Here is a 12389-nt window from a genome sequence, read left to right as displayed (position 1 = left end):
TGACGGTCGTGCTGGTACTGGCTTTCGACACCGCGACCTCGGCGGTCACCGCCGCGCTCTACGAGTGGTTCCCCGGCGGCGCGGCCCGCTCCGTCGCGGCCGTCACCGGGGTGGACCGGCAGCGCCACGCCGAGGTCCTCTCCCCGTCGATCTCCCGCGTCCTCGCCGAGGCCGGGGCGTCGCCCGGTGATCTCGACGCGATCGCCGTCGGAGTCGGCCCAGGGCCCTACACGGGCCTGCGGGTGGGCCTCGCGACGGCCGACGCCCTGGGCAACGCGCTGCGCATCCCCGTCCACGGGGTCTGCACGCTGGACGCGATCGCGTGGGAGAGCCGCCGCACCCAGCCGTTCGTGGTGGCCTCCGACGCGCGCCGCAAAGAGGTCTACTGGGCGCGCTACGACTCCTTCGACAGACGGGTGAGCGAACCGTCGGTCGGCCCCGCCGCCGACGCCGCGCTCTGGGACCTGCCCGTGATCGGCGAAGGCGCCGCGCTGTACGCCGCGGCGTTCTCGGGGAGCCCCGGCGAAAACGATCCGGTGCTGCCCTCGGCGGGCGCGATAGCGGAGATCGCCATCGCGCGGCTGTCGGGCCGCCCAGGGCTGCCGCTGCTGGCGCCCGAGCCGCTCTACCTGCGCCGCCCCGACGCCCAGGAGATCGGCGCACGGAAGAAGGCGAGCCAGTGACCGACGCGAAGATCCGGCCCATGTCGACCGCGGACCTGCCCGCGGCGATGGTGCTGGAGCACGAGCTGTTCGGCGACGAGTCCTGGACCGAGGGCATGCTCCTCGAAGAGCTCGCCGCGATGCCCGACACCCGGCACTACATCGTGCTGGAGGAGGCGGGCCGGGTCGTCGGCTACGCGGGCCTGGCCGCCGTGGCCGGGGACGGCGACGTGCAGACGATCGGCGTGTCCGCCGCCAGCCAGGGCCGCGGCCTGGGCGCCGCGCTGCTCACCGAGCTGCTGGCCGAGGCGGCCCGGCGCGGCTGCCGCCGGGTCTTCCTGGAGGTCCGCGCCGACAACGAGCCGGCCCAGAAGATGTACGAGAAGTTTGGCTTCGTCCGGATCGGCGTGCGCAAGCGCTACTACCAGCCGTCCGGAGTGGACGCGATCATGATGCGGAGGGACGAGCCGTGACCGAACCCCTGGTGCTGGGCATCGAGACCTCCTGCGACGAGACCGGTATCGGCATCGTCCGCGGGCACACCCTTCTGGCCGACACCGTGGCCTCCAGCGTCGACGAGCACGTCCGCTTCGGCGGGGTCGTGCCGGAGGTCGCCAGCCGCGCCCACCTGGAGGCGATGACCCCGACGATCGACCGGGCGCTGGCCGAGGCCGGGGTGTCCCTGGCCGATCTCGACGCGATCGCCGTCACCGCGGGTCCCGGGCTCGCGGGCGCGCTGATGGTCGGCGTCGCCGCCGCCAAGGCCTACGCCCTCGCGCTCGGCAAGCCGCTGTACGGCGTGAACCACCTGGCCGCCCATGTGGCGGTCGACCAGTTGGAGCACGGGCCGCTGCCCAAGCCGTGCGTGTCGCTGCTGGTCTCCGGCGGCCACTCCTCGCTGCTGCTGGTGCCCGACGTGGCCCGCGACGTCCGCTCGCTCGGCTCGACCGTCGACGACGCGGCGGGCGAGGCGTTCGACAAGGTGGCCCGGGTCCTCGACCTGGGCTTCCCCGGCGGCCCGATCATCGACCGCAGGGCCCGGGAGGGCGACCCGCGCTCGATCGCCTTCCCGCGCGGCAAGATCGACGACGGCACCTACGACTTCTCCTTCTCCGGCCTGAAGTCGGCCGTCGCGCGCTGGGTGGAGGCCAAGGAGCGGGCCGGCGAGTCCGTGCCGGTGGCCGACGTCGCCGCGTCCTTCCAGGAGGCCGTCGTCGACGTCCTCACCCGGAAGGCCATCGCGGTCTGCAAGGACAACGGCGTCGACCACCTGCAGATCGGCGGCGGCGTGGCCGCGAACTCCCGCCTCCGCGAGATGGCCGCCCAACGCTGCGAGAAGGCGGGCATCCGCCTCCGCGTCCCGAGGCCGGGCCTCTGCACCGACAACGGCGCCATGGTCGCGGCCCTGGGCGCCGAACTCGTCGCCTCCGGCCTGGAGGACTCCCGCCTGGACATCCCGGCCGACTCCTCCCTCCCGGTGACGACGGTCCGCCTCTGACCCCTGTCCCACGTTCCACTCGGTGCCCGGCCGCGGTCTCATGACCGCGGCCGGGCCTTTTTCTGTCGCGGTGCTGTAGCGGCGCGGATCATCGCAGGATCCTTATGATCACTTAACATCTAAATACCTATAGTGCTATGAGACTAGATAAATGGAGAACCGGTGATCGAGTTCCATCTGGACGGCAGATCAGGCGTCTCGCCGTACCTGCAGCTGGTCCAGCAGGTACGGCGGGCTCTGCGGCTCGGTCTGCTGCGCGAGGGCGACCAGCTGCCGACCGTCAAGGAGGTCGTGGCGCACCTGGCGATCAACCCCAACACGGTGCTCAAGGCCTACCGGGAGCTCGAACACGAGGGCCTGGTGTCCGCCCGGCAGGGGGTCGGGACGTTCGTGACGAGGACGCTCACCGACGCCTCCCTGGCGGCGCACGGCCCGCTGCGCCGGGACCTGCGGCGCTGGCTGGCCGAGGCCCGCCTGGCCGGCCTCGACGACGAGAGCATCGAGGCCCTGTTCATGACCACGTTTCGGACCGCCGCTCAGGAGGACATAGCGTGACCGCTGTTCTACAGGCCCGAGGGCTGGGCAAGAAGTACCGGAAACGATGGGCGCTGCGGGACTGCACCATCGACATACCGGCGGGGCACGTCGTCGGGCTGGTCGGCCCCAACGGAGCCGGCAAGACGACCCTGCTGAAACTGGCCGCAGGCCGGCTGGAACCGACGGTGGGCACCATCACCGTCCTCGGCGGCCCCCCTGCCGACGACCCGGCGCAGCTGGCCAAGGTCGGATTCGTCGCCCAGGACACCCCCGTCTACTCCGGGCTCACCATCGCCGAGCACCTGCGGCTGGGCGAGCGGCTCAACCCCGGCTGGGACCAGGTGGTGGCGCGGGAGCGGATCGCCCGGCTCGGCCTGGATCCCGCGAGCCGGGCGGGCAAGCTGTCCGGCGGGCAGCGCGCCCAGCTCGCCCTGACCCTCGGCCTGGCCAAACGGCCCGAACTGCTGCTCCTCGACGAGCCCGTCGCCTCGCTCGACCCGCTCGCCCGGCGGGAGTTCCTGCGGGGCCTGATGGAGGCCACCGCCGAGCACGAGCTCAGCGTGGTGCTGTCCTCGCACCTGGTCTCCGACGTGGAAAGGACCTGCGACTACCTGATCGTCCTCGTCGACTCGCAGGTCCAGGTCGCCGGAAGATCCGACGACCTCCTGGCCGGGCACCACCGGCTCACCGGCCCGCGCCGCGACTCCGCCACCCTGCCCGCCGACCAGCGCGTCGTCTCCGCACGGCACACCGACCGGCAGAGCACCTTCGTCGTCCAGACGCGCGCCCCGATCCTCGATCCCGCCTGGACCGTCAGCGAGCTCAGCCTGGAAGACCTCGTCCTGGCCTACATGGACAAGTCCACCACCGTCGGCAGGCGGGCCGACCTGGAGGTCCTGGGATGATCTGGCTGACCTGGCGCCAGTTCCGCGGCGCGGCAGTGGCGATGGCCGTCCTGCTGGCGGCGCTCGCCGCCGTCCTGCTGCTGACCGGCCCCCGCATGGCCGCCGACTACTCCGACGGGATCGCCTCCTGCCTACCCGGCGAGGAGTGCGCGGACTTCTACGACCGGTTCTTCGACGACTACCAGCTCCCCTTCCTGGCCGCCACCCTCGTCGTGCTGATCCTGCCCGCCCTGATCGGGCTCTTCTGGGGAGCGCCGCTGATCACCCGGGAGCTGGAGGCGGGCACGCACCTGCTGGTGTGGAGCCAGAGCATCACCAGGACCCGGTGGCTGGCGGTCAAGCTCGGGTTCACCGGGCTGGTCGCCACCGCCGCCGCGGGAGTGAGCGGCGTCGCGGTGACCTGGTGGTCCGGCCCCCTGGACCGGTCCGCGCCGCAGGGCTACGCGCTCATGGACCCCCTGGTGTTCAGCGGGCGGGGGATCGCCCCCCTGGGATATGCGGCCTTCGCCTTCGTCCTGGGGGTGACCGTGGGGATGCTCGTCCGCCGCACCCTGCCCGCCATGGCCCTCACCCTGGCCGTCTTCGCCGTCGTCCAGATCGGCATGCCCCTGCTGGCCAGACCGCACCTGATCCCGCCCGTCACCTCGACCTTCGAACTGGTCCAGGAGAACGTCGACCACCTCAACGTCGGCCGCGACGGGGTCTTCGCCGTGAGCTTGGGGACGGCGATCCCCGGGCACACGGGCGCCTGGGTCCTGTCCAGTGCCCTCGTCGATCCGTCGGGACGCACGATCGCCGACGCAGGAGAGCAGGGCGTGGTCCCGGTCTCGGTCACCTCGGGGCCCTGCTCGCCGGCGCAGGCCGGGCCGGGGTGCCTGGCCGAGATCAACCGGCTCGGCTACCGGCAGAAGGCCACCTACCAGCCCCTTGAGCGGTTCTGGCCCCTGCAGTGGATCGAGACCGGGATCTACGCCCTGCTCGCCCTCGGCCTCACCCTGCTCTCCTTCCGGTGGATCCGCAGGCGCCTGTCATGACGGCCCGGACCGTGGCGGCCGGGCTCGCCCTCCTCCTGGCGGCGGCCTGCGCGGCACCGGCACCGCCGCGCGACCGGGCCGGCACAGCGGCCGGCACGGTCTGCGCGCCGCCCCAAGGAGCCCCCGGGCCGGAGACGGCCACCACGATCGACGTGATCGAGCAGGCGTACTTCTGCATCCTCGGCGACTACTACAGCGGCGCCACGCTGGACGCCCGCGCACTGCTGACCGCCGGATGGATCGCCCTGATCCAGGAGCTCGGCCGCAACGGACACGATCTGCCCGAAGCGACCATGCCCGCGTTGACCGGCGACCGGAAAGCCGACTGGGCGGCCTTCGAAGGCGTCTACCGCAAGACCACCGACCACTTCCCCGACCAGCGCGACGCGCTGGCCGTCGTCACCCTCGAAGCCATCGTGGCCGCCCTCGGCGACGACCACGCCCACTGGGAGCACGGCGTCGAGCGGCCTCCCGGCTACTACGACGGTGACGGCTACGGCCTGGGCCTCCGGGCGAACGTCGCCGGCCCGCAGGCGCGGACCGATCCCGGAGCCGCCGTGGCCCCGCTGTTCGTCACCGCCGTGGAGGGCGGCGCGGCGCGGGCCGCCGGACTGCGCCCAGGCGACGTCATCGAGTCGATCGACGGATCGGCGCCGTTCATCGACGGGAAGGCCACCCCCGCGATCGCCGCCCTCTACCCGCGCTATCCGCAGGCCCGCCCCGTGCGGCTCCGGCTCCTGCGCCAGACGACCGGCCGCCGCTGGAGCGTCACGCTGCGGCCCGGCCTCTACCAGCGGGATCCGGCCGACCTGCGCGTCGTGCGGTCGAAGCTGCTGGAGGACGACACCGCCTATGTGCGCCTGACCGGGTTCACCCCCGACTCCGCCGACAGGGTTTTCAAGGAGATCGCCAGGCAGCGCACCGGCCGTTCCCTCACCGGCGTCGTGCTGGACCTGCGCGGCAACGGCGGCGGTCTTCCCAAGGAGGCGACCCGGCTGGTGAGCGCGTTCGTCCACGGGAAGGTCACCGCCTACTTCTGCACCGTCGACGGGGCGTGCGAGGCGTCACGGACCGACGACACCGTCGCTCTGCTCGACCTGCCGCTCGTGGTGCTCACCGACCGCGGCTGCGCCTCGGCGTGCGAGCACTTCGGCTCCGCCGTCAAGGACCTGCGCGCCGGTCTGCTGGTGGGGACCAGGACCGCCGGGGTCATCTCCGGCCCGGCGCGGTCGTACCTGCTCAGCGACAACACCAGGCTGAGCTTTCCCGCCGCACACCATCTGGGGCCCGACCGGGAGGTGCTCGACCGGATCGGCGTCCCGCCCGACCACCACGTGCCCCTGACACCCGAGGACGCGGCCGCCGGGCGCGATCCCGCCCTCGCCAAGGCCTTGACCCTGCTGCACGAGTGAGGACACTTCGATGAGACAGATCCCGGCGATCGCCGCGGCACTGGCCGTCCTCGCCGCGGCCGCCTGCAGCGCCCCCGCCCCGCCCAGGACCGCCGCCACAGCGCCGCCGCCGGCCGGCCCCGCCACCCTGCCCGCGCCCACCGGCGCCCATCCGGTCGGCACCACCGCCCTGTACCTGAAGGACGCCTCCCGCCCCGACCCCTGGAACCTCGACGTCGACGCCAGGGAGCTCAAGGTCACCCTGTGGTATCCGACCGAGCAGAGGGACGGGCAGCGGGCCCCGTACATGACGGCGAAGGAATCCGAACTCAACCTGAATGGCGCGAAGGTCACCGGCGTGCCTTACGACACGCTGAGCAAGACGCACACGAACGCCGTCGCGGACGCCGAACCCGCGGGGCGAAGGCTTCCGCTGGTGGTGCTCTCACCCGGCTTCACCAAGCCTGTGAGCACGCTCACGTCCCTCGCCGAGGAACTGGCCAGCCAGGGGTATGTCGTCGCCGGGATCGACCACCCCTACGAGAGCCACGCCACGACCCTCCCGGGCGGGCGGATCGCCGCATGCATCGCGTGCGACAGCGACGCCGACCCGGGCTTCGGCACGGGCGTCGTCCAGGGCCGGGCGGACGACGTCTCCTTCGTCCTCGACCGGTTGCCGTCCGCGTGGCACGGCGCCGGTCTGATCGACCGCTCCCGGATCGCGATGGCGGGCCAGTCGATCGGCGGCGCGAGCGCGTTGGCGGCCATGGTGAAGGACTCACGCGTGCGCGCCGGGATCGACATGGACGGCACCACCTACGCCAGGATTCCCCAGGAAGGGCTCTCCCGGCCGTTCATGTTCCTGGGCTCACCGCAGCACGTCCCCGGCGGCGGCGACGCCTCATGGGACCGCGACTGGAAGCTGCTGACCGGGTGGAAGCGCTGGATCGTCCTGTCGGGCGCCGAACACCAGTCCTTCACCGACACCCCCCTGCTGGAAGCCTCCCTCGGCATCACCTCCGCCTTCGGCGTTCTCTCTGCGGCACGCGCCACCGAGCTCACCCGCACTTACGTGACGGCCTTCCTCGACCAGCACCTGCGGGCCGAGCGCCGCCGCCTGCTGGACGGACCGTCACCGGACCACCCCGAGGCCGAACTCTGCACCCCGGCCGACGGGACCTGCGAGTGAGGAGCGCACGCCGCTAGACGGTCAGTTCGAACCAGACGATCTTGCCGGAGGCGGTGCGGGTGGCGCCCCAGCGGCGGGCGAGGCGGGAGACGAGCTGGAGGCCTCGGCCGCCCTCGTCGTCCTCGTGGGCGTCGCGGAGGACGGGGAGGGTGTACTCGTCGTCCATGACCTCGACGAGCAGGTGCTCGGTCTGGACGAGGCGCAGTTCGATCGGGCGGGTGGCGAAGCGGACGGCGTTGGTGACGACCTCGGTGGCGAGCAGTTCGGTGATCTCGATCTGGTCGGTGAGGCCCCAGCTGCGCAGGGTCGCGCGGATCAGGCGGCGGATCCGCGAGGGCGTGGTGCGGCGCGGCTCCAGCATCCAGCGGGCGACGTTCGCGGCGGGGATGCCGGTGAGGTCGGCCATGAGCACGGCCACGTCGTCGCTGCGGTCGTCGATCTGGAGATGGCGCAGGACGTCGTCGCACTGGGCGTCGAGGGTGAGGCGGCGGCCGTCGAGGGCGGCGCGCAGATGCTCCAGGCCCTCGGTGATGTCCCGGCCGCGCACCTCGACGAGGCCGTCGGTGCACAGGACGAGCCGGTCGCCGTCGTGCACGGGCACCTCGATCGGCTCGAACGCGACCCCGCCGACGCCGATCGGCACGCCCTCGGGCACGTCGAGGAGTTCGGCGCGGCCGTCGGAGCGGACGAGGATCGGCGGCAGGTGCCCGGCGTTGGCGAACGTGCAGCGCCGCGCCACCGGGTCGTAGACGGCGTACATGCAGGTGGCGAGGTGGTTCTCGCCGAGGCCCTGGGCGAGCCCGTCGAGCTGGCGCAGCACCTGGTCGGGCGGCAGGTCGAGGGCGGCGAGGGTCTGCACGGACGTGCGGAGCTGGCCCATGATCGCCGCCGACCGCATCCCGTGGCCCATGACGTCGCCGACGACGAGCGCGACCCGGCTGCCGGGCAGCCCGATCGCGTCGAACCAGTCGCCACCGACGCGGGCGTGGTCGCTGGCGGGCAGGTAGCGGTGGGTGATCTCGACCCCGGCGAAGCGCGGCAGCCGGTTGGGCAGCATGCTGCGCTGGAGCGTGTCGGCGGCGGCGGCCTCCTGCCGGTACCGGTGCGCGTTGTCGGCGGCCAGGGCGGCCTGGGCGACGAGCTGCTCGGCCATGAGCGCGTCGACCTCGTCGCCTTCGGGGCCGTCGAGCAGGACGGCCCCGAGCGTCCTGCCGCGGACCCGCATCGGCAGGGCCAGCAGATCGCCCTCGCGCAGGGCCGCGCCGGACGCCACGGCCCGCTGAGCGGCCTCCTCGGGCTGCTTGGGGCCGGCGACCAGGCGCAGGTCGTCGCCGAAGTCGGCGCGGTGGCCGAACAGGCTCTCGGCGAGGTAGACGCTGGCGCTGCCCGCGAGGCGCGGCACCAGCGCGCTGACCAGGGACCGGGCGCTCTCGGCGGCGTCGAGGCGGGTGCCGATGCGCGCGGCGGCGTCACCGAGGAAGGCCAGGCGCTCCTTGAGGCTCTCGGCGGACTCGCTCACATCAGACCCGGCGGCAGTTGTAGAAGAGCTGGATCTCCGGGACCGCCTGGGTCGTGGCGGGCGCGTAGCTCAGCACGTGCTCTTCCTCGACGGCGAACCCGGCGGCCTCCACGGCCTCGCGCAACTCGTCGCGCAGCAGCCCGGAGACGAGCAGGTCCTGGCCGAGGAACGAGATCGGGAACTCCTCAAGGTCGGCCTCGACCATCGACAGGCAGAAGAATCCGCCAGGTCTGAGCAGCTTGTGGATCTGCGCCAGCGCCTCGGGGATGCCGGGCACCGGCAGCATGAGCAGGACGAAGAAGGCGACGACGGCGTCGTACTCGCCGGTGACGTCGCGCAGGTCGGCCTGGCGGAACTCGCCTTCGGGGACGTTCTGCGCGGCGATCCGCACCATCTCGGCGCTGAGGTCCACGCCGGTGACCCGGTGCCCGCCTCCGGTGAGCTGGGCGGCCGTCGGCAGGCCGGTGCCGCAGCCGAGGTCGAGGACGTGGGAACCGGGGGCGAGGCGGTCCAGGAGCCAGGCGCCGGCCGCGGTCTGCCCCTCCTTGTGCGGGAAGGCCTCGTCGTATCGGGCGCCGATCACATCGAACGCCGCGGCGTGGCGTCTTTCTCGTTCAGCCCACTTGGTCACTGCGCAGGGCCCCTGGGGTCGAAGGTGACTGTTGACTCGGTTGGCCACTTTAGAGGGCTTTGTAGTCAATGTGGGGAAGTTCCCGAATTGACCGCGTGTGATGTGGCTTTCTTGCGAAGATTCCCAAAGTGGATCTTCCTAGGGAGGCTTCTCCAATGCAGGAACCCGTACCGCACGCCGTCAGCCGCCGCTCGATCATGACCGGGCTGGTCGCGGGCGCCCTCGTCGTAGGGCTCGACCCCGTCAGCCGGACCTGGGTGACCGCGGCCAGCGCCGCCGGACCCTTCGACGCATGCCCCTCGCTCGACGGCACGCTGCGCACCGACGCCGCGTCTTTGGCCGCCGCCGCCGACGACTTCGGACACATCGTCAGCAGGACCCCCCTCGCCGTCCTCGAACCGGGCTCCGTGCGCGACATCGCCAAGATGGTGAAGTTCTGCCGCGCCCGCGGGATCAAGGTGGCCGCACGTGGCCAGGGCCACACCACCCACGGGCAGTCCCAAGTCGCGGGCGGGCTCGTCATCGAGACCGCGCCGCTGGACTCCGTCCGGATCCTGGGAGACAGGGCCGTCGTCGGAGGCGGCGTCCTGTGGAGCGCGCTCGTGCGGGCCGCGGTCTCCCAGGGCCTCACCCCGCCGACCCTCACCGACTACCTCGGGCTGTCCGTCGGCGGCACCCTCTCGGCCGGCGGCGTCGGCGGCGCGATCATCCACCACGGGGCCCAGGTCGACAACGTCCTCGAACTCGAGGTCGTCACCGGCAAGGGCGACGTGCTGCGGTGCTCGCCGACCCTGCGCAAGGACCTCTTCGACGCCGTCCGCGGCGGCCTCGGCCAGGTCGGGATCATCACCGAGGCGGTCGTCCGGCTCGTCCCGGCGCCCGCCACCGTCCGCCGCTACAACCTCTACTACGACTCCGTCGCCGACCTCACCGCCGCGCAGATCGCCATGGCCGAGGACGGCAGGTTCGGCTACCTCGAAGGCTCCCTCGCCGTCGTCGAAGGCGGCCACACCTTCATGATGGAGGCCGTCGCCTTCGACGCGACCCCCGCCGACGACGACGCCCTCATCGGCGACCTCACCCACACGTCCGTCACCATCGACGACCTCACCTATTGGGACTTCGCCGACCGGATCGGCCCCGTCGTCGCGATCCTGGAGTCCATCGGCGAGTGGCAGCGGCCGCACCCGTGGCTGGACAGCATCGTGGCCGCCTCCGCCGTCGACGAACTCGTCACCGGGGCGCTGCCCGGACTCACCCCCGCCAACATCGGGCTGAGCGCCGTGCTGCTGCTGTACCCCATCCCGACCGCCAAGGTGAAGGCCCCGCTCCTGCGGCTGGGCTCGGCCGGCGAGGACCATGCGTTCCTGTTCTCCCTGCTGCGCACCTCCTCGCCCGGCTCCGCGGACCCGGCCGCCATGATCGCCCTCAACAAGGCGTTCTACGAGCAGACCCGGGCCCGCGGCGGCGGCTGGTACCCGATCGGCTCGAACCCGCTGAGCAAGGCCGACTGGCAGGCCCACTTCGGTCCCGCCTGGCCGGCGTTCAAGGCCGCGAAGACGAAGTACGACCCGTCGAAGATCCTCGCCCCAGGACAGGGAATCTTCTGATGTCCCCGGGCGGGACGCCTCGCGGCGTCCCGCCCGCTCACGCGTCAGTGAGCTGCTTGCCTTCGGGCTCGTCGGCTTCGGGCGCCGCCTCCTCGGCCTCGGGCGCCGCGCGCCGGGCCCGCAGCGCCGCCGAGACGGCCGCCGCGACCAGGCAGAGGATCGCCGAGCCGTACCAGGCCGCGTCGTAGGCGCCGAGTTCGTCCCGCACGAGGCCCGCGGCGATCGCGGCGGCGGCCGCGCCGATCATGTGCGAGGCGAACACCCAGCCGAAGACGATCGCGCCGTCGGATCCGAAGATCCTGGCGCACAGGGCGACCGTGGGCGGCACCGTGGCCACCCAGTCGAGCCCGTACAGCACGATGAACAGGATGATCTCCGGCGACGTCGCGCTCGGCGGGTTCCCGGACGCCAGCAGGGTCGGCAGGACGAGCAGGGACAGCCCGCGCAGCCCGTAGTAGACCAGCAGGAGCTTCGCCGGATCGAACCTGTCGGTGAGCCAGCCGCTGAAGATGGTGCCCGCCACGTCGAAGATCCCGATGACGGCCAGCAGGCCCGCCGCGGCCTGCTCGGGCATGCCGTGGTCGTGCGCGGCGGGGATGAAGTGGGTGCCGACCAGGCCGTTCGTGCTCGCCCCGCACACGAAGAACCCGATCGCGAGGTACCAGAAGGCGCGGTGGCGGGCCGCCTCGCGCAGCGTGCGCAGGGCGTGGCCCGCCGCGCCCTCGCGCCTCGCGCGGACGACGGGGGCGTCGGCGCCGTAGGCGGTGAGCCCGACCTCCTCGGGGGAGTCCCGCAGGAGGAACCAGACGAAGGGGACCACCGCGAGGGCGCAGAGCGACACCGCGACCGAGGCGGTCCGCCAGCCGGGGCCCTCCGCCAGCGCCGCGAGGACCGGCAGGAAGACCAGCTGGCCGGTCGCGCCGCCCGCGGTGAGCACGCCCATCACCAGGCCCCTGCGCCGGGTGAACCAGCGCTCGGCGAGCGTCGCGGCGAACACCAGCGCCATCGACCCCGTGCCGAGGCCGACCAGGACGCCCCACAGGGCGACGAGCTGCCAGCTCGCGGTCATCCAGACGGTGAGGCCGCTGCCCGCGGCGATGAGCACGAGCGCGGCCGAGACGACCCGGCGCATCCCGAAGCGGTCCATGAGCGCGGCGGCGAACGGCGCGGTGACGCCGTACAGGACGAGGTTGACCGAGACTGCCAGCGAGACGGTGCCGCTGGACCAGCCGAACTCCTCGCGCAGGGGGTTGATCATCGTGCCGGGGGTGGCGCGGAACCCGGCGGCGCCCATGATCGCGATGAGGGCGACGCCGCTGACGACCCACGCTCTGTGCAGCTTCATGCCGAGAAGTCTCGCCGACGCCGCCGGATGCCCGTGAGTGTCCCAAAGGACAACTAACGAAAGATTCC

General features: G+C 72.5%; 12 protein-coding genes. 9 read left to right on the top strand and 3 right to left on the bottom strand.

What is annotated here, in order from left to right:
* The first annotated feature begins 8 nt into the window (after positions 1-8).
* From tsaB to ACYVOM_RS05500, 8 genes are all read left to right on the top strand, one after another.
* Complete coding sequence (tsaB, locus tag ACYVOM_RS05535; RefSeq protein WP_460302112.1) at positions 9-683, top strand: tRNA (adenosine(37)-N6)-threonylcarbamoyltransferase complex dimerization subunit type 1 TsaB; 675 nt, start codon at positions 9-11, stop codon at positions 681-683.
* Positions 680-1135, top strand: a complete 456-nt coding sequence (gene rimI, locus ACYVOM_RS05530) for a ribosomal protein S18-alanine N-acetyltransferase (RefSeq protein ID WP_460302111.1) — start codon at positions 680-682, stop codon at positions 1133-1135. Before tsaB ends, rimI begins: the two co-directional genes overlap by 4 nt.
* A complete protein-coding gene (tsaD, locus tag ACYVOM_RS05525) occupies positions 1132-2160 on the top strand; it encodes a tRNA (adenosine(37)-N6)-threonylcarbamoyltransferase complex transferase subunit TsaD (protein WP_460302110.1) in 1029 nt (342 codons plus the stop codon). The genes rimI and tsaD overlap by 4 nt, the downstream gene beginning before the upstream one ends.
* Positions 2161-2322: 162 nt before the next feature.
* Entirely contained in the window at positions 2323-2715 is a 393-nt protein-coding gene (locus ACYVOM_RS05520) for a GntR family transcriptional regulator (RefSeq protein WP_460302109.1), read from the top strand.
* Positions 2712-3602, top strand: coding sequence for an ABC transporter ATP-binding protein (locus tag ACYVOM_RS05515; RefSeq protein WP_460302108.1), 891 nt, complete (start codon positions 2712-2714; stop codon positions 3600-3602). The genes ACYVOM_RS05520 and ACYVOM_RS05515 overlap by 4 nt, the downstream gene beginning before the upstream one ends.
* The gene (locus ACYVOM_RS05510; protein ID WP_460302107.1) at positions 3599-4636 is read left to right on the top strand and encodes an ABC transporter permease; all 1038 of its coding nucleotides are present in this window, start codon (positions 3599-3601) and stop codon (positions 4634-4636) included. The genes ACYVOM_RS05515 and ACYVOM_RS05510 overlap by 4 nt, the downstream gene beginning before the upstream one ends.
* Complete coding sequence (locus ACYVOM_RS05505) at positions 4633-6048, top strand: S41 family peptidase (protein ID WP_460302106.1); 1416 nt, start codon at positions 4633-4635, stop codon at positions 6046-6048. Before ACYVOM_RS05510 ends, ACYVOM_RS05505 begins: the two co-directional genes overlap by 4 nt.
* Positions 6049-6058: 10 nt before the next feature.
* Positions 6059-7216, top strand: a complete 1158-nt coding sequence (locus tag ACYVOM_RS05500; RefSeq protein ID WP_460302105.1) for an alpha/beta hydrolase family protein — start codon at positions 6059-6061, stop codon at positions 7214-7216.
* 13 nt (positions 7217-7229) lie between these two features.
* Here ACYVOM_RS05500 and ACYVOM_RS05495 read toward each other — a convergent pair whose 3' ends face one another.
* Both ACYVOM_RS05495 and ACYVOM_RS05490 read right to left on the bottom strand, forming a co-directional pair.
* Positions 7230-8735 (bottom strand): ATP-binding SpoIIE family protein phosphatase, encoded by a 1506-nt coding sequence (locus ACYVOM_RS05495; RefSeq protein WP_460302104.1) that lies wholly within the window; start codon positions 8733-8735, stop codon positions 7230-7232.
* A 1-nt stretch (position 8736) separates the two neighbouring features.
* Entirely contained in the window at positions 8737-9366 is a 630-nt protein-coding gene (locus ACYVOM_RS05490; RefSeq protein WP_460302103.1) for a class I SAM-dependent DNA methyltransferase, read from the bottom strand.
* 155 nt (positions 9367-9521) lie between these two features.
* On the opposite strand from ACYVOM_RS05490, the gene ACYVOM_RS05485 reads away from it, so the two are divergent.
* Positions 9522-10976 (top strand): FAD-binding protein, encoded by a 1455-nt coding sequence (locus ACYVOM_RS05485; protein ID WP_460302102.1) that lies wholly within the window; start codon positions 9522-9524, stop codon positions 10974-10976.
* A 37-nt stretch (positions 10977-11013) separates the two neighbouring features.
* Here the strand turns inward: ACYVOM_RS05485 and ACYVOM_RS05480 are convergent, their stop codons facing one another.
* Positions 11014-12321, bottom strand: coding sequence for an MFS transporter (locus tag ACYVOM_RS05480; protein ID WP_460302101.1), 1308 nt, complete (start codon positions 12319-12321; stop codon positions 11014-11016).
* Between the last annotated feature and the right edge of the window lie 68 nt (positions 12322-12389).

Source organism: Actinocorallia aurea (assembly GCF_054783995.1).
Note: the sequence above shows the minus strand (reverse complement) of the source record. Positions and strands in the feature narration are given on the sequence as shown.